At 56.6% G+C, this 16886-nt stretch carries 16 protein-coding genes and 4 tRNA genes; 6 read left to right on the top strand and 14 right to left on the bottom strand.

Features of this window, described 5'->3' with window-relative positions; translation table 11 throughout:
- Positions 1-3: 3 nt before the first annotated feature.
- On the bottom strand, positions 4-1296 hold the full coding sequence (locus AAE514_RS16835; RefSeq protein ID WP_347332724.1) for a restriction endonuclease subunit S: 1293 nt from the start codon (positions 1294-1296) through the stop codon (positions 4-6).
- Positions 1289-3790: a type I restriction-modification system subunit M gene (locus AAE514_RS16830; RefSeq protein ID WP_347332723.1), complete on the bottom strand. Its 2502-nt coding sequence runs from the start codon at positions 3788-3790 to the stop codon at positions 1289-1291. Before AAE514_RS16830 ends, AAE514_RS16835 begins: the two co-directional genes overlap by 8 nt.
- Before the next feature lie 439 nt (positions 3791-4229).
- Between AAE514_RS16830 and AAE514_RS16825 the strand changes: the two genes are divergently transcribed.
- Positions 4230-4631, top strand: a complete 402-nt coding sequence (locus tag AAE514_RS16825) for an HVO_A0114 family putative DNA-binding protein (protein WP_347332722.1) — start codon at positions 4230-4232, stop codon at positions 4629-4631.
- A gap of 126 nt (positions 4632-4757) precedes the next feature.
- Here AAE514_RS16825 and AAE514_RS16820 read toward each other — a convergent pair.
- From AAE514_RS16820 to AAE514_RS16800, 5 genes are all read right to left on the bottom strand, one after another.
- A tRNA-Arg gene (locus tag AAE514_RS16820) sits at positions 4758-4834 on the bottom strand.
- A gap of 334 nt (positions 4835-5168) precedes the next feature.
- Positions 5169-5375: a hypothetical protein gene (locus AAE514_RS16815; RefSeq protein WP_347332721.1), complete on the bottom strand. Its 207-nt coding sequence runs from the start codon at positions 5373-5375 to the stop codon at positions 5169-5171.
- Complete coding sequence (locus AAE514_RS16810; RefSeq protein WP_347332720.1) at positions 5375-5899, bottom strand: hypothetical protein; 525 nt, start codon at positions 5897-5899, stop codon at positions 5375-5377. The genes AAE514_RS16815 and AAE514_RS16810 overlap by 1 nt, the downstream gene beginning before the upstream one ends.
- 519 nt (positions 5900-6418) lie before the next feature.
- Positions 6419-6506: transfer RNA gene (locus AAE514_RS16805), tRNA-Ser, on the bottom strand.
- A gap of 210 nt (positions 6507-6716) precedes the next feature.
- Entirely contained in the window at positions 6717-7280 is a 564-nt protein-coding gene (locus AAE514_RS16800; protein ID WP_347332719.1) for a nitroreductase family protein, read from the bottom strand.
- 267 nt (positions 7281-7547) lie between these two features.
- Here AAE514_RS16800 and AAE514_RS16795 point away from each other — a divergent pair, with 267 nt between their 5' ends.
- Positions 7548-8942, top strand: a complete 1395-nt coding sequence (locus AAE514_RS16795; RefSeq protein WP_347332718.1) for an adenylate/guanylate cyclase domain-containing protein — start codon at positions 7548-7550, stop codon at positions 8940-8942.
- 21 nt (positions 8943-8963) lie between these two features.
- Here AAE514_RS16795 and queF read toward each other — a convergent pair whose 3' ends face one another.
- Genes queF through AAE514_RS16780 form a run of 3 tightly spaced genes read right to left on the bottom strand, consistent with a single transcriptional unit; the run spans position 8964 to position 11578 of the window.
- Complete coding sequence (gene queF / locus AAE514_RS16790; RefSeq protein WP_347332717.1) at positions 8964-9797, bottom strand: NADPH-dependent 7-cyano-7-deazaguanine reductase QueF; 834 nt, start codon at positions 9795-9797, stop codon at positions 8964-8966.
- 19 nt (positions 9798-9816) lie between these two features.
- Positions 9817-10590: an ABC transporter permease gene (locus AAE514_RS16785; protein ID WP_347332716.1), complete on the bottom strand. Its 774-nt coding sequence runs from the start codon at positions 10588-10590 to the stop codon at positions 9817-9819.
- Positions 10580-11578, bottom strand: coding sequence for an ABC transporter ATP-binding protein (locus AAE514_RS16780; protein ID WP_347332715.1), 999 nt, complete (start codon positions 11576-11578; stop codon positions 10580-10582). The genes AAE514_RS16785 and AAE514_RS16780 overlap by 11 nt, the downstream gene beginning before the upstream one ends.
- Positions 11579-11639: 61 nt before the next feature.
- On the opposite strand from AAE514_RS16780, the gene AAE514_RS16775 reads away from it, so the two are divergent.
- Entirely contained in the window at positions 11640-12056 is a 417-nt protein-coding gene (locus AAE514_RS16775) for a PA2817 family protein (protein WP_347332714.1), read from the top strand.
- A gap of 270 nt (positions 12057-12326) precedes the next feature.
- On the opposite strand, the gene AAE514_RS16770 is transcribed toward AAE514_RS16775, so the two are convergent.
- From AAE514_RS16770 to AAE514_RS16760, 3 genes are all read right to left on the bottom strand, one after another.
- Positions 12327-12890: a type 1 glutamine amidotransferase domain-containing protein gene (locus tag AAE514_RS16770; protein WP_347332713.1), complete on the bottom strand. Its 564-nt coding sequence runs from the start codon at positions 12888-12890 to the stop codon at positions 12327-12329.
- A 361-nt stretch (positions 12891-13251) separates the two neighbouring features.
- A tRNA-Gly gene (locus tag AAE514_RS16765) sits at positions 13252-13326 on the bottom strand.
- 2 nt (positions 13327-13328) lie between these two features.
- Positions 13329-13404: transfer RNA gene (locus tag AAE514_RS16760), tRNA-Glu, on the bottom strand.
- Positions 13405-13622: 218 nt separating this feature from the next.
- Between AAE514_RS16760 and AAE514_RS16755 the strand changes: the two genes are divergently transcribed.
- Positions 13623-14405 carry a hypothetical protein gene (locus AAE514_RS16755; protein ID WP_347332712.1) on the top strand — a complete coding sequence of 261 codons (783 nt, stop codon included), beginning with the start codon at positions 13623-13625 and terminating at the stop codon, positions 14403-14405.
- Positions 14406-14516: 111 nt separating this feature from the next.
- Here the strand turns inward: AAE514_RS16755 and msrB are convergent, their stop codons facing one another.
- Positions 14517-14912, bottom strand: coding sequence for a peptide-methionine (R)-S-oxide reductase MsrB (msrB, locus tag AAE514_RS16750; RefSeq protein WP_347332711.1), 396 nt, complete (start codon positions 14910-14912; stop codon positions 14517-14519).
- Between the two features lie 104 nt (positions 14913-15016).
- On the opposite strand from msrB, the gene AAE514_RS16745 reads away from it, so the two are divergent.
- Positions 15017-16231, top strand: coding sequence for a pyridoxal phosphate-dependent aminotransferase (locus AAE514_RS16745; protein WP_347332710.1), 1215 nt, complete (start codon positions 15017-15019; stop codon positions 16229-16231).
- A gap of 11 nt (positions 16232-16242) precedes the next feature.
- Complete coding sequence (locus tag AAE514_RS16740; RefSeq protein ID WP_347332709.1) at positions 16243-16734, top strand: hypothetical protein; 492 nt, start codon at positions 16243-16245, stop codon at positions 16732-16734.
- Positions 16735-16886: the final 152 nt, after the last annotated feature.

Here is a 16886-nt window from a genome sequence, read left to right as displayed (position 1 = left end):
CTGCTAGCTGGCTTTGGCGGTGTCGAGAAGAGAGGTGACGCGGACGCGGCCGGTTAGGAGATCGTCCATTAGGCCGGATTTTTGTTTTTTGAGCTTTTGTAGTCTCAGAAGCTCAAGCTTTTCTCTCTCAAAATTTGTTTCCAAAAAGTCAGCGATTGATCTTTGTTCATTAATATCATTCGTATATGGCACCTGAAGCTTTCTAAGTTGGCCGAGTGTAATTTCTTGGAATGTCGTGCCTTTCTGAACTTCAGACAATTGATTGCGGACACTCTCTGACTTCAAACACCAGAACAAGAACTTGTTGTCCATAAAATCAGCCGGCGATATTCGTGCTGTGCCCTGGGTAAGATTTGCCCCATCTAGCTCTTGAGGGACCATCAACACTTTCCCGATCGTAGCGCGTATCGCAAAGACAATTTCTCCTGCCCTGACCTCCGAACGCTTAAAGTTTCTGGCAATTTTTTCAGATGTGCAGAGCAGACCTTCTTTCTGAAGTTCATCTCCTTTCATATCCCCTGTACGAATGTATGGAATACCGTTTTCGACATGAGGCCCCGCCTGAACAATCCCATATGTAATTTGGTCGCTTGGTGAGACTAAACTTTCAAGTGAAGCAACCTCCCACTCCCTCGGAATCCACCCCAGCGGCGATTCTTTATAGAGTTCGGGGGCTTGGTCGCGGGGTGGGCGGAGTTGGCCGTTGGCGTCGATGCCGCGCGTCAGCAGGTCGTGCAGCAGGCCCTGCTTGACCTGCTGCAGTTTGGCGATAATGGCCTCGGTTTGGCGGATTTCGGTGTCCAGGGTGTCGAGGATATTTGCGATCGCTTTTTGCTCGGCCCCATCAAAAATACCCAGCTGGCACCGAGAGAAAGCCAAACGCTGAACGCGTTGCTGCCCTGCAGATCCGATCATATAACGCTGGGCTTCTTTTCGAAACTTTGGCCACTGAGCTATATGGAATATAAACTCAGGACAAACACCATTCTTGGCCCTTAGAACGTGAAACTCAGTGCTTCCAAAGCCGACATCACTCACCAAGCCTTTTACAATCGCACCCTTTCCATTTTCAAAGCACGGGGTAATCTTTGCGACTAATACATCGTTGTTTTTGAAATTGGTGAAGCCTGACGAAACCTCGCCAAATTTCCGCAATTGCCGGATTGACCAGTGACCCGCCTCGGAAACATCTGACATCGGGATAAAACTAACCAGTGAATCACTACGAATGTCGCCTGGAATATGCCTCGGTGGGTTCAAATCGGCGTAGTGGTCAACAGATACGTTGTCAGACATACCCCAAACCCTCCAAATACCCAGCCAATTGCTTCGCTGCCTGATCCCGCTTCTGTTCAATCTCCGTCAGCGTCACCTGATATTTATCCCACCAGTTTTCCACGGTAGCGATCACCTGCTGGCGCTGGGCGCTGATATAGCGCTCGACAATGCTGTGCATATCGTTGTGCAGAATATTCAGCAGCAGCTCGGTGGCCTGGGCATCGTCCAGGGCGTCAACGCTGGTATTGAGCGTTTCCGGCAGGGCGGCCTGCTTTTCCTTGAGCTTTTTGGCGTTGGCGGTGCGCTGCTTTTTCCAGGCTTTGATCTGTTTTTCCAGCTCAGCGATCTCCGCCTCGCTTAGAGGCTCGTTATCGCCCTCATCTTCATCATCACCGGTTTTGGGCAGTTGCTCCTCGGCGGCTTTGATTTGGCTGTCCAGTTCGGCTTTGCGGGTGTCCAGTTGTTGCAGCTCTTCCAGAAAGCCGCTCAATAAAAACTTCACCAGCTTGTGTTCCAGCGGGTCGTCTTTGTTGTTTTTGTCCTCCATGGCGGTGAGGATGCTGGTGCGCCAGGCGTCGATCACGCCGCGGCTGTCGCGGGCCATGAGGGTGAGAAAGTCGTACTTTTGCTGGTGCCAGAAGCCGGCGATCATGCCGCTGATTTGAAAGTCGTCCAGCAGGCCGATGGGTTTCAGGGCCTCGCTGAAGCTGTTGAGCAGTTCCTGGCGCAGGGCGGCGTACTGCCGGTGCTGGGCCAGCGCCGTGATGCTCTGGCTGTGGTGTTGCCACCAGTGGTTAAAGGCATTGCGCAGGGCCTGCTCCTGGGCCTGCACGCCAGCGTTTTGCTCGATGGCGGGTTTGATGTCCGCTTTTTGCGTGAACGACTCGCGAAAGAGCTGGTAACCCGGGTCATTGGGTTTGGGCTGGAACAAGTCGTCCGGGTTCAGGCCCTGGGCCTGAAACAGGGGCCGCTTGGCTTCAATTTCCGCCTCGGGAATGCCGCCTACCAGGTGGGCGTGTACGTCGTGGGGCTCCGGCGGCGGGGCATTGTCCGCGTAGCGGCGGATGTTCAGATTGTAGCTGTTCTCGCGCAGGGTTTCCGTGCTGACAATGCTGGCAAAGCCGGGGATATCCCGCCCTTCACCTTGAGCAAAGCTCTCGTAGACGGCGGCGATTTTTTCGATGTGTTCGGGCATCAGGTAGTTTTGCGCCCGGCCCTCAAAGTATTCCCGGTCGGCGTTGATAAACAGGGTCTTGCCCTGGTTGTTTGGGTGTTTGCTGCTCACCTGCTGGGCGCCTTCGCTCACGCGCTGGCGCAGCACCAGTATGCAGGCGGGGATGCCGGTGCCGTAAAACAAGTTGGGCGGCAGACCGATCACCGCCTCCAGCAGATCGTGGTCAATAATACCGGCGCGGATGCGCTGTTCGTCGCCGCCGCGAAACAGCACGCCGTGGGGCAGTACCGTGGCCACCATGCCCCCGGGGGCGCACACGGCCAGCATATGCTGCAGGAACATCAGGTCCGCCTTTTTGCTGCCCAAGGGCACCTCCCCGTACTGGAAGCGCTCGCGGTGCAGGGGCTGAAACACCGGCTGGCCGGTCTCGTCTTCGTCCTTGCTGCCGAAGTTGAGGCTGAATGGTGGGTTGGTGAGGATTCGGTCAAAGTGAAGCAACTTGCCATCTTCGATATGACGAGGCTTCTCCAGGGTATCGTCGTTCTGCAGGTTGGCACTGGCGAGACCATGCAGCAGCATGTTCATACGGGCAATGGACCAGACGGTGCCAGCGGCCTCCTGGCCGTAGCAGTCCAGCCGGTAGCCCTCGCCGCCGTGCTCATCGATCCACTCCTTGGCGGCAATCAGCATACCGCCCGAGCCGCAGCAGGGGTCGTAGACGCGGTGGTTCTGTTCAGGCTTTAGCAGCCGCACCATCAGGCGCACCACCGGGCGGGGTGTATAAAACTCACCGCCCTTTTTGCCAGCGGAATCGGCAAAGTCGCCAATCAGGTATTCGTAGGCGGCGCCCAGCAGGTCCGGGAATTCAAAATCGTTGTTGCGGAGGCGGTGTTTATTGAAGTGGTTGATCAGCCCGCGCAGTTTGATATCCGGCAGCTTGCTCTGGCCCACCTTGCGGTTGAAGTCGATATGCTCCAGCACATCCTGCAGTTTGGAATTACCCTGCTCAAGACCGCCCAGAGCAGTATTGAGGGCGTCGCCGACGTTTTTGTGCACCTCCTTGACCAGATAGTTCCAGCGGGATTGTTCCGGCACGTAGAAGGCGTCCATATACCATTGCTTGGCCTCGGCAATTGCGGCGGCCTGTGCTTTAGGTTTGCCTTTTTCGATTTGCTTGGCAATCACCTGCTCGCGGCGCTCTTCGAACACGTCCGAGCAGCGCTTTAGGAACAGCATACCGAAGATGTATTCCTTAAATTCCGAGGCGTCCATTTTGCCGCGCAGGATGTCGGCGGCGCTGAAGAGGTGGCGTTCGAGTTGACTGAGGGTTAGGGGCATGGAACGTCCTGAATTCGTGTAATTTCGCTACTTATTTGTTCGGTGCGGCCGGGGCCTGGGGGTTGGCCAACCTAAAATGACGCTCAATATACCACCTCAGCGACAGCGAGCGGTACAGCGGAAGCGAGCATCAAGCCGTACTCATCGAACTGCTTTAAAAAACAGTGCTCTCGGTATTACGCAGACCGATCTACTTGTTGATTTTTATTCTTTATTATTATAAAAGCCACTCTACCCATGTGTTATGCTTTGCGCATAACACAAAGGAGCCAACTCGCCGTGAATGGACTGGACGAACTGCTAGGAATAAACGGTACCCAGATGCACAGAGACGATGGGTACTGGTGGAAAATAGAGGTCTGGTGAATGGTTACCAGTTATTGAGCGACTTTTTTGAGGGAGTAGACAGAACTATTGAGAATATCGAGAGAGGTAGGTAATGAAAGCTAAAATTGGCGTCATGAGGGAAGACCTCATACGAAAGCGGCTACTGGCCATTGCACAAGGTACATACAAGCCATTAGAGGATGAGCCTAAGGTTTGGTATGCCTCTTTTAACGCAATCTCCAGGATTCTTTGTCAAGAAAACATAGACTTGCTGCGCATGATTGCTGCAGAGAAGCCTGAAACGGTAACTGAATTGGCCGAGCTTTCAGGCCGGGCCAAGTCCAATCTTTCGAAGACGTTAAAGTCATTAAGCGACAAGGGGTTTGTGAGGTTGGAGCCGAGTAGAGGGAAAACACTGAGGCCAGTGGCGATCTACACAGATTTTGAGATTATTTCTAGCTCAGAGATAGAAAACAGGGTGTGCCACGCAAGTCTCAATAAGGATGTCGCCTGAGCACCGCCCGGAGCCTTGGGCGTTTTTGATGTCGCGTCCGGCAATTTGTCGAACCGCTGAGGTTCTCACCCTCCCGAGTGCGCATAAAAAAAGCCCCGCTTCTTTCGAAGCAGGGCTTTTCGTATGTGGCGCACTCGGGAGGATTCGAACCTCCGACCGCTCGGTTCGTAGCCGAGTACTCTATCCAGCTGAGCTACGAGTGCGTCGTCAACGGGTGCGAATATTAGAGATCTGAGCCGGATTCGTCAAGTGGTTGATTGAAAAAGTTTTTTTGTGGGGTGGGGTTGGGTAGTTAGTGATCAATGTTGGGGGTCGCGAGGCTACGGTGAACCCTCTGGAGGGATGTAGCTGGGCACGGCTATGTGCCGCCCCCGATCGGGGGCGTCTTCGACCCCTCAAGAACCACTATTCCTTTTGCCTGTCTTAACTTGCTGCCTTTCGATAGCCGCATAGAGTACCGCTTTAGAGCGGGCCTCCTCGGGGGACACCTCTCCTTGCTGAGGGCGAAATTGTTTTTCCTGTTCAGACACTGGTTTTTTAACGGTCATGGCTATCCTCTTCAGATTCCTCATTGATTTTGGACATATCCCCCCCCGACGCAAAATCATCAGGCTCTTTACCGCCCTCGAGCTTCATTCGCTCTCTCTCCTCCGCTGCTCGCTTCTTGATTTCTTCAAGCGTCCAGCCACGCTTGAGGCGTTTTTCCCGCCGTATTCGCTCAATATTGGCTATTCGGTCACCCATCAAACCACCTCTTTGTACAAAAAATCACCTTCTTGCCGATAATGGTACCCAAACTGCTCGTAATATGCCCTAACTTCCGGGTTGATGGGGTGCATAATTCGGATTTGGGAGGCGTTTAGCAGTCGCGCATAGACGCCATACGCAACCAGTGTTTCACTCACAACCAACGGACGGGGCCCCAAGTCTTTGGGCCGGGCCTCGATGAAGTCCAGCCTTAGGGAGTGCCCGTTGTATGTGGGCCGCCCCATCGAAAGCCCTACTAGGCTCTCCGCTTGCCAGAGCGCCACCTCAAAACGTTTAGGGTACCGGCGCTTGAAATCATGGTATCCGGCAAACCAGTCCCAATCCACCAAGCGCCTTGGGGATAACTCCCAGTGAGCAGCTTCCTGTAGTGCAAGCGAGTCAATGAGCTTGAACTTTAAAGGTGCTTGATGTTGGGACTTACTATCGTCTTGAGCGAGTTGCAGTGCCAGGGTTCTGAGTTGATGATAGCGATTCTCGGCTTCGATATGGGAAGGCAGCATAAACATCCTCATTCAGTGCAAATTTCCATTGCCTACTCGGGCGGATAATCGGGCCATGCCTATTGATTGCTTGCAGCTATCGCTGGGGCTCAGACCTACCGCTTCCGATTAAATTAACCTTTAATAAAGGGAATAACAGCGAAGAGGATCACAGGTTTGGGTTTTGGGATAGGCGTTATTTGGTCGGTGGGGCGATAGGTTGGATTTGATTGACGGGAGGGACAAAGGGAGCGGGAGGGATATACCGGGGCGCTGCGTCTTCTGTCCTGCGGACGGCCCCTCCGGGCGCCTGCGGCGGTACGGAATGCTGCCAGCATGAAAGGTATCAATCATCTATTCGGTAGAATACGGCTCCGGTCGGGATTCACTCGGGCCATCCATGGCCCTCGCCCTACGGGCGGCCTTCGGCCGTGCAAAACGGCTATCCTGCCGTTTTGTCGAACCCAGCGAGGGATCTCACCCTCCCTCACCGCCACATATAAAAAAAGCCCGGTATATAAACCGAGCTTTTTTTATATGTGGCGGTGAGGGAGGGATTCGAACCCTCGAACGGTTGCCCGTTACACACTTTCCAGGCGTGCGCCTTCAGCCACTCGGCCACCTCACCAAAACTAATTTTTTGAGCCTCGTGCCTGAAGCAAGCTTCAGCCACAGACTCGCCGCGTCCTGCGGCTCGCCCCTTCGGGGCGCCTTCGGCGTCCAACTTTGTTCCAGACAAAGTTGTCGGCCACCTCACCGTGCTAATTGTCCTAAGCCGGCTCACGGGCCGTCGCTCAGAGGTGGCGTAATGTACACAAGTGGAACGCTAAACGCAACGCTATTGGGCCGGCCAAGACTGAAAAAATGTCTCTGGATTCACGGACTTGGGCTCGTGGGGCGGTTTTGCGGGGGTTCCCAGGTAGAGGAAGCCGACGATTTGCTCCAGTTGGCCCACACCCAGGCCCTCGGTCACCACTGGGTGGTAAGCCATGGCGCCGGTGCGCCAGAAGGCACCCACGCCCTGGGCGAAGGCGGCGTTTAGCATGTTTTGAACGGCGGCGCCGGTGGAGAGCAGCTGCTCCACGTGAGGGACCTTGGGGTGCTGGCGACAGGCGGCGATGGCGACCAGGATCAGCGGGGCGCGGCGCGGCTTGGCTTTCAGGGACTGCTGCTCCGGCTCGGATAGCGACGGGTTGTCGTGTAGGGTGGCCTGAACAAACAGCTCGCCGAGGCGGTCCAGCCCTTCCCCTTCGATCACCAGAAAGCGCCAGGGCTGCATCAGCCCGTGGTCCGCCGCTCGCAAGGCCGAGCGGTAGATGGCGTCCCGCTGCTCGGCCGAGGGGGCGGGTGCGGCCAGCTTCGCAGAGGAAACGCGCTTTTGCAGTACCGTAAGTGTGTCCATAGTCGCCTTTGATTACCGAAGTGTGGGCGGCGAATGATAACATGTCTCCTTCCGGGGCCGCCTCCGTGGCTTTGCCTGCCATAGGGCGTCAATCATGGACTTTTTGTGTAAAAAAACGTCTAATAGGCCTTGCAGGGATAGACTCGAGGCTCCAGGAATGACCTTGACGTTTCAATAATATGGGAGCGCTACCCCACCGCCAGAGCAGGCCCGTTTTTTGGTGGGCGAGCGCCGTGCAGGACAGTACCACCAAGGCTCTCGAGAACAATGACCACAAAGCCCAGCCCACAAAAACCTGAAGAAGCGCAGACTACTGACTCGCCCCTTCACCAGTACTACTTCCGCTCGCTGATTTGTTTCGCGGCGGCGGGCACCCTGGCGTCGTATTTGGAATGGTCGGATATTCAGCCGCTGTACCTCGGCACCATTATTTTTCTGCTGGTTTATACGTACCTGACCTACCACTTCACCCACCGGTTGGAGCGCGACAAGCTCGACACGGTCACCCGCTATCTGTCCTGGTCCGATGCGGCGCTTGTGGGTCTGGTGTTAAGCCTGACGGACTTCAGCCTGCTGCCGCTTGCGCTGTTTATGACGATGATCCAGTTCAACGCCCTGCTGACCGGGGGGCTGCGCCGCTGGGTGGAAGACAACATTGCCTTCAGCGTGGGGGTTTTGGCCAGTTTTCTGGTGCACGAGCCCCAGTGGGTGTTCAGCAGCAACATCGAAATCAGCGCCGCCAGCCTGATCGGCATTATTGCGTACTTTCTGGTTTACGCCCTGTATATGCACCAGCGCCTGCGCAGGCTGACCCTGAACCAAATTAAGCTTGAGGAAGAACAAAAGTGGCATAAGATCCGCTCCTACAAGCTCTCACGGTACCTGCCCCCGCCAGTGTGGCGCGCCATTAATCAGGGCAAGGACCATATGCTGCAAACCGAGCGCAAGCGCATTACCGTGTTCTTTTCGGATATTAAGAATTTCAGCCAATTATCCGAGGAGATGGAAGCCGAGGCGCTGACCGAGCTGCTCAACCATTACCTGACCGAAATGTCGAAAATCATTACTCACTTCGGCGGCACCATCGACAAGTTCCTGGGCGACGGCATCATGGTGATGTACGGAGACAGCACCAGTAAGGGCGTGAAACAGGACTGCGTAAACTGCGTTTCCATGGCCATTGCCATGAAAAAGCGCATGAAGTCCCTGCAGCAGGAGTGGTACAACCAGGGCATTAAGAAGCCCCTCCAAATTCGCATGGGAATTAACACCGGCTACTGCACCGTCGGGACCTTCGGGACCTCCAGCCACCTGGACTACACGGTGCTGGGCACCCACGTGAACCTGGCCAGCCGCCTGGAGTCAGCGGCCTCACCGGATGAGATTCTGATTTCCCACGAGACTTGGTCTCTGGTGAAGGAGTCGATTATGTGCCGGGATAAGGGCGAGATTAACGTAAAGGGCTTCAGCCAGCCGGTGAAGGTATACCAAGTGGCGGACTTCCGCAAAAACCTGGGCCAGAACCAGAGTTACTTCGAGGACCGGGCCGAAGGCTTCTCCATGTACCTGGACCTGGAGAAGGTCCGCAATTACGAGAAAGCCAAGGTCATCAAGGCCCTGCAGACCGCCGCGGAAAAGCTAAAAGACAAGGTGATTGTCTAGCGCCGCGCCCGCCGGCCCGGCTTACTGCCGGACCAACCGCTCAAAGGCGGGCCCCTCCCCCGCTTCCGAGCTGCGGTAGGGGTTAATGTCCAGCCCGCCGCGCCGGGTATAGCGCGCGTACACGCTCAAGCGCTCCGGCCGGCAGCGTTCGCTCAGGTCCAGAAACATCCGCTCCACGCAGTGCTCGTGAAAATCCTGATGTTCACGGAAAGAGACGATGTAGCGCAACAGCCCTTCCCGGTCGATACGCGGCCCCCGATAACTCACTTCCACCGTGGCCCAGTCCGGCTGGCCCGTGACCGGGCAGTTACTTTTCAGTAGATGGCTGTTCAGGGTTTCCTCCACTACCGAGCCCCCTACTTGCAAACATTGGGGGGCGGGGTGGTAGTGCTCGATCGCAACCGGCAGGTGGTCGATGTTCTCCCCCCGAACGGACTGCACCGGCTGGAGCGCCGAGTGTATTCGCTCCAGCTCCACCTGCACCTCGCCGCCGGTGGCCGCGCTCAGGTCGGCGACCAACTGCTCGCGCACCTCGTCCGGGCCCGGCATAACCGTCTGGTTGTAGGAGTTCAGGTACAGCTTGAACGATTTGGATTCCACCAGGTGGGGCGAATCGCAGGGAACCCGAAAACGCGCCAGGGCGACTTCCGGCTTGCCCTTCTCGTCCAGCCAGGAGAGCTCGTAGCCCGTCCACATGTCCACCCCGTAAAACGGCAGGGGGTCGCCCTCTTTCAGCCCCAGAGGGGCTCTTGTGTCCGGTCGAGCGATGGGGAACAACAGGCCGGGATCATACTGGGCCGCGTAGGTCGTCTGCTGGCCCAGCGGGCCGTGGCTGGGGGTCGTATTATCGGTCATCATGCCTCTCCCACTTTGGTTAGGCGCGCAGGCGCTTGCCGGATTTAAGCAAGTGCAGGCCCACCGCGAATAGTACGATGACGCAGAGCACCAGCCCCCCAAAGGCCAGGCCGATATTGACATCGGAGACACCCAGCATGCCGTAGCGGAAGGCGTTCACCATGTACAGAATCGGGTTTAACTTGGCCACGCCCTGCCAGAAGCCCGAGAGCAACTCGATGGAGAAAAACACCCCACCGAGGTAGGTCAACGGCGTGAGGACAAAAGTCGGAACGATGGAAATATCGTCAAAGGTGTTGGCGAACATGGCGTTGATAAACCCGGCCAACGCGAACAGAACCGCCGTCAGAATCACGATGGAAACCGTGATAAACCAGCTGTAAATCGGCAGGTCGGTAAAGAACAGGGACAGCGCCGTTACCGCCACGCCCACTGCCAGGCCGCGGGCGACGCCGCCCAGGCAATAACCGAGCAAAATGATGTAGTTAGGCGTGGGCGAAACCAGCAGCTCTTCAATACTCTTCTGGAACTTGGCACTGAAAAACGAGGAGCTGACGTTCGAGTAGGAGTTGGTCAGCACCGCCATCATAATCAGCCCCGGCACCACGAATTGGATGTAGTCAAAGCCTCCCATTTCCCCAATGCGGCTGCCGATCAGTTTACCGAAGATCACAAAATACAGGGCCATGGTGATGGCCGGGGGCAGCAGGGTCTGCACCCAGATACGGGTAAAGCGCCGAATTTCCTTGCGCAGCAGGGTCATAAAGGCGATCCACTGTTCTCTAAGTTCCACGACGATTACCTCCTGTCGATGGTGCGGCGGCGGGCTCGCCCTCTGGTTCACTCGGTGCCTGGGTTTCATCGGGCTGACCGTTACCGGTCATGGCGACAAACAGCTCTTCGAGCCGGTTGGCTTTGTTACGCATACTGACGATGTTCATGCCTTGCTCGCTGAGCGCCTCAAACACGTGGTTGAGGGACTGGCCTTTTTGGACATCCACTTCAAAGCTGTGCTCGTCCACCAGGTGGGTGGTGAAGCCCTCGATCTTGGGCGCCTCCCATACCGAATCGGCGCAGTCGAATATAAACACTTCGCGGTTAAGTTCTGTCAGCAGGCTGCGAATAGTGGTGTTTTTTACGATTTGGCCCTGGTCAATAATGGCCACATGCCGGCACAGGCTTTCCGCTTCTTCCAGGTAATGGGTGGTCAGAATAATGGTGGTGCCGGCGGCGTTGATTTCGCGCAGGAACTCCCACATGGAGCGGCGCAGCTCAATGTCCACGCCGGCGGTGGGTTCGTCCAAAATCAGCAGTTTGGGCTCGTGCACCAGGGCGCGGGCGATCATCAAGCGGCGTTTCATGCCGCCGGAGAGCATCCGCGCCGGCGTGTCGCGCTTGTCCCACAGGCCGAGTTTTTTCAGGTATTTTTCCGTTTGGACACGGGCGGTGCGCTTGGGCAGGCCGTAGAAGCCGCCTTGTTGGAGCACGATGTCCTGCACTTTTTCAAACTGGCTGAAGTTAAACTCCTGAGGCACGATGCCCACTTCTTTTTTGGCTTCGGAGAAGTGGGTGTCGATGTTTCGGCCGAAGATTTCCACTTCGCCTTCGGTTTTGCGCACCAGGGAGCACAGAATGCCAATGGTGGTGGATTTGCCGGCGCCGTTGGGGCCGAGCAGTGCAAAAAAGTCGCCGGGCTGGACTTCCAGGGATATGCCCTTCAGGGCGTGGAAACCGCTGTCGTAGACTTTGGTGAGATTTCTTATCGAAAGTGCAGCTGTCATAATGTCGGTTTCACTCATTCATTAAAGCGGTGGCGGCAGCAGTGCCACCGGGGAGCTTAGTGTGTCGACTCAACTGAATCATTACGCGGAAACCCAACACCGGGATTACCATTTGCGGCTGTTGCGCGATTTTATTCGCCATGTGCAACAGCAGCCACCTTTCGTGGAGGAGGCTTGCCCGGCGGAGGATTTGGAGTTTCTCCAGCGGCTTGAGGCTTTACCCGGCGACCATGAGGAGGAGCATTTTCTCCACGAGGGCCAGCAGCTGATGGGCCGCGTAATTGCCGCTTACGGCCATTTGATGCCGTTTTTGCACCGTGATTTGCTGTGGTTTTTCGGCGGAGATTGTCTCCATTACATGCCCGATGAGGAGATTGCTAATTTCCAGCTTCTGGACGAGCGCCGCCACGAGGCTCTGGCCGAGGGCCGGGCGTTTTCCTACGAGGACGAGCGTGCCAAGATTTTCGGGATGCATTGAGCCGCGCAATTAAGCGCGACAGTTTAGCAGATATCTTAGGTGGGAGTGGCATCACGCCCGGTCTGCAGTGCGGTACACCCTTCCAAGACACGCCGTGAATACATGACGTGAAGGGATTCACTAATGCCGCGATGGCATGGATGCCATGGAGCGGCCCCTGGGGGCTCGAATCGCGGGTCCCCCGCTCCACGGTCTTGCAAGGGGTCACCTCGCACGGCACCTAAGTGCCAAAGCCATCGTAAGGAAGGCGCCACCAATTGGGAGTAGTGGCTAGGGCGTTTGGCCCGAATGCTTGCCTTCACCAAACTCCTCGACCGCTTTCACGCAGAAGGCCTTCAGGTCATCCGGCTTTCGGCTGGTCACAAGGCCTTGATCCACATGCACCCGCTTATCGACCCAGTTGCCTCCGGCATTGCGAATGTCGGTTTGCAGGCTGGGCCATGAGGTGAGCGTGCGCCCCCGCACCACGTCAGCTTCCACCAGAAGCCACAGGGCGTGGCAAATCGCCGCCACGGGCTTGTGCTGCTCAAAAAAGCGTTTCGCGAAGGTGACAGCCTCCCAGTTCATGCGCAGGGCATCGGGATTAGCCAACCCGCCCGGCAGTACCAAGCCGTCGTAATCCGAGGCGGAAGCGTCAGCGACTATTTTGTTCACCTTAAAACTGTCGGCCTTCTCCAGGTGGTTAAAGCCGTGAATCTCGCCAGCTTCCAACGAAATCAACTCAACTTGCGCGCCAGCCTCTTTGACGGCCTCCCAAGGCTCGGTCAGCTCAACCTGCTCAAAACCGTCTGTCGCCAAAAAAGCAATACGTTTACCCTCTAACTCCTTACTCATAACTAAGCCCTCTTAGATCGGTAATTAAATACGTCAATAAAAGCGGCAGCCCTCCGACTACTGTCGAAACGCTTCAATAGACCGTGTAACGAGGGACCATAGAAAATGGGCCCCGTTCCTTTCAATCCAAAGAGAGGAGATGAGTAGCCAGAAGAACACGGAAAGGAGCATGCTCCTTGCCAACCTACTAGCACCGGAGCGGGACAAATCGGCAGGACGCCGATTTGCACAGCCGAAGGCTGCCCGAAGGGCGAGCCACATGGATGTGGCTCGTGAAACGAGACTCGTTTTCCGGGCGAAGCGAACGCGCCCAAATTTCAGACACAAAAAAAGCCGGCCGCGAAGCCGACTTTTTAATGTTTGGAGCGGGAAACGAGATTCGAACTCGCGACCCTCGCCTTGGCAAGGCGATGCTCTACCACTGAGCTATTCCCGCAATGGCGTCCCCTAGGGGGTTCGAACCCCTGTTACTGCCGTGAAAGGGCAGTGTCCTAGGCCTCTAGACGAAGGGGACCCTGGACCTCCGTGAGCGCTTTGCCGTGTGGCGTTGCCCTCAAGAAGTGGTGCGCATTCTAGGGAGCGACCCGGCACCTGTCAACACTTTTTTAAAATTTTTTATTGGGGGGAAACAACGACTTAGCATTACCGCCCCCTCCGGCCCCGTAACCATTAGTGCTATACTCACCTCCGACGCCAAAATCCATTCACCGCGCTACTAAAGACCGGCGGCCTATGTCCTCATTGCTCATTGCCAGCATCATCTTTGCCTTGCTTGTCCTGCTGGTCGGGTATGCCTTTGTGTACCAGGCGCTGGAGAAGCGTCGCCAGCGTCGTCAGCGCTTGCTGACGGCTCTGAAGCACCGTGAGCGCAATTTCAAGTTCATGCTCTCAGGCTTTCCGGACGGATTTCTTACCAAGGATCTGACGCTGATTATCTACCGGGCCCTGTTGGATGCCTGTGAACAGCTGAGCCGGCTGGAGCCGAAAGATCCGACCCACATGCAGGATTTCACGCAGTACTCCGCGGAGCTGGAGGAGGTCAAACATCGCTCTCAAGCCGAGCGCGCTCGGCTGGACCAGCCCGAGCAGGCGGGGGAAATCCGGCGCCTTCTGCAGGAGCTGTACCGGTTTATTGCCCAGCAGGCGGATCGGGGGAATTTGGGACAAGCTCAAGGGCAAACGTACCGTGAACAGATTCGGCGTCTGGCATTGCAGGTATCGGTGGATGCCAACGCGATTCAGGCGCGCCAAGCCCAAGCCGCGGGAAAGCCTCGCCTGGCAATCCATTACTACAACCTGGCCCGCAAAATGATTACCCAGGAAAAAGGCGGACAGGGCTACCAGAAGCAGCTGGCGCAGATTAACGGTATTATCAAGAAGCTCGAAGCGCAGATGACTCAACAAGAAGCCACCAGCCCCGACGCCGCCTCAGCGGGCCCAGCCCCCGAGGAGAAGAAAGAGTGGAAGGAGTTCGAGCAACAGACGGACTGGAAAAAGAAGCAACTCTACGACTAAGGGGCCGCGCGGGCCCATAGAACCGCTCTCGCTCAGAGCTGTTCCCATCGGCTTTCGCTCAAGGCCGTTCCCATTTGCCTTCGCTCAAGGCTGTTTCCAACAGGCTCCCGCTCAAGGCTTTTCCAAGCTGATGGAGGCGGAGTTGATGCAATAACGCAGGCCAGTGGGCTCGGGGCCGTCCGGGAAGACGTGGCCCAGGTGGCAGCCGCATTTGCGACAAAGCACTTCGGTGCGGCGCATGCCCAGGCTGCTATCAAAAGCTTCCTCAATCACTTCTTCGTCCTTGGGCGCATAGAAGCTCGGCCAACCGCATCCCGCATCGTACTTGGTATCGGAGTCGAACAGAGGCTCGCCACAGCAGCGGCACCGGTAGGTCCCCTCTTCGAACACATTCCAGTAGTCACCGGTGAACGGCGGTTCGGTGCCTTTTTCCCGGCAGACGTGGTATTCCTCTGGCGAGAGCTCTTGGCGCCACTCGGCTTCGCTGCGTTTTTTTAAATCGCTCATGGGCTGCTCCTTGACAGAGGCTGTAGAGAGACGGGATGATTCAGATACTTTCTGGTGGCCTGCCCACCCTCTTTCAACCCGCCGTTTTGGACATAATACTGTAGATGCGCACCGTCAATAAATCCACCAAGCTCGAAGGCGTTTGCTATGACATCCGTGGCCCGGTCCTGGAGCACGCCAACCGCCTCGAGGAAGAAGGCCACCGAATCCTCAAGCTGAACATCGGCAACCCTGCCCCGTTTGGCTTTGCGGCGCCGGATGAAATTATTCAGGATGTGATCTACAACCTGCCCAATGCGGAAGGCTACACCGAATCCCGCGGACTGTTCGCCGCGCGCAAGGCGATTATGCAGGAAAGCCAGCGCATGGGCATCGAAGGCGTGGAGATTGATGATATTTTCCTGGGCAATGGCGTCAGCGAGATGATTGTCATGGCCATGCAGGCGCTGCTGAACAATGGCGATGAAGTGCTGGTGCCCTCCCCCGACTACCCTTTGTGGACCGCCGCGGTGAACCTGGCCGGCGGCAAGGCCGTGCATTACCTGTGCGACGAGCAGTCCGATTGGTTTCCCGATGTGGAAGATATTGCCAGTAAGATCACCGACCGGACCCGGGGCATCGTGGTCATTAACCCAAACAACCCCACCGGCTCGGTTTACAGCCAGGATGTGCTGGAGCAGATCGTCAAACTGGCTCAGGAACACAACCTGATTATTTACGCGGACGAGATTTACAGCAAAATTTTGTACGACGATGCTGAATTCGTCCCCATGGCCAAGCTCGCCGATGATGTGCTGTGCATCAGCTTTAACGGCCTGTCCAAATGTTACCGCCTGGCGGGCTTCCGCTCGGGCTGGATGACCGTCAGCGGCGCCAAGCACAAAGCCAAGGGTTACATCGAAGGGTTGGAGATGTTGGCCTCCATGCGTCTGTGCGCCAACGTACCCGCCATGTATGCGGTTCAGACGGCCCTGGGGGGGTACCAGAGCGTTAACGAGCTTATCATCCCTGGCGGGCGCCTGCGGGACCAGCGCGATGCGGCCCTGAAGGCCATTGAAGAGATTCCCGGGCTAAGTTGCGTCAAACCCAAGGGCGCTCTGTACCTGTTCCCGAAACTGGACCTGAGCCGCTACAAAATCAAAGACGACCAGCAGATGGTGCTCGACTTTCTGATTCAGGAAAAAGTGCTGCTGGTTCAGGGCACCGCCTTTAACTGGCCCCACAAAGACCACCTGCGCATTGTCTTCCTGCCCCGCGAAGATGACCTGACCAAGGCCATTCAGCGCTTTGGGCGCTTTCTGGAACACTACTCCCAGTAGCCGGAGGCGTTATGGCGGCGGACATTCATATCGCGGACTTCTACAAAGACGCGGCACGGATTCTGGTTCAGCTATACAACCAGTTCCCGCGCCCGACCACGATATTCGTGGAAGACATTGCCGGGCCGGATACCCCGGATGAGTTCGGTCTGCACAGCCCCCGCCACCAAGCCTGCCTGGCGACCATGCTCTGGCTGGTACAGTCCGGTTACCTGACCTACCAAAGTCTGATTCGTCAGGAGGCCATGGACCAGGCGGTGCTGACCCAACGGGGCTTTACCCTGCTGGCCTCGCCCCTGCCGGTGCAGGATGTGGTGGGGTTTGATGTGCCCCTGCCCGATGAAGAACCGGGCGAGGAAGCGCCGGTATTAGACGCCACCCAGGCGGCGGCCGAGGCGCACAATGGTATTCAGTTGGTCCGGGACGTATTGAAGCACGGCTCCTCCACGGCAATTGAGCAGGTGGTGTTGGAGCTGTTCCGGCAGGCACGGCATCATATTTGAGAAGTGGCGTTGGGCCTTCCGGCTCCGACGCGCCGGTCCGCCCCATGATATGGCGGATGCGCAAGCTTATCCGCCCTACACAACGTTCTGTAGGGCGATGAGATGGTCTCCTCCCCTCTTTAACCGGCATCGCGATGTGCCAAGATAGGGAA

Source organism: Marinimicrobium locisalis (assembly GCF_039822625.1).
Lineage (GTDB): Bacteria > Pseudomonadota > Gammaproteobacteria > Pseudomonadales > Cellvibrionaceae > Marinimicrobium > Marinimicrobium locisalis.
This window is presented reverse-complemented; position numbering and strand designations above follow the sequence as displayed.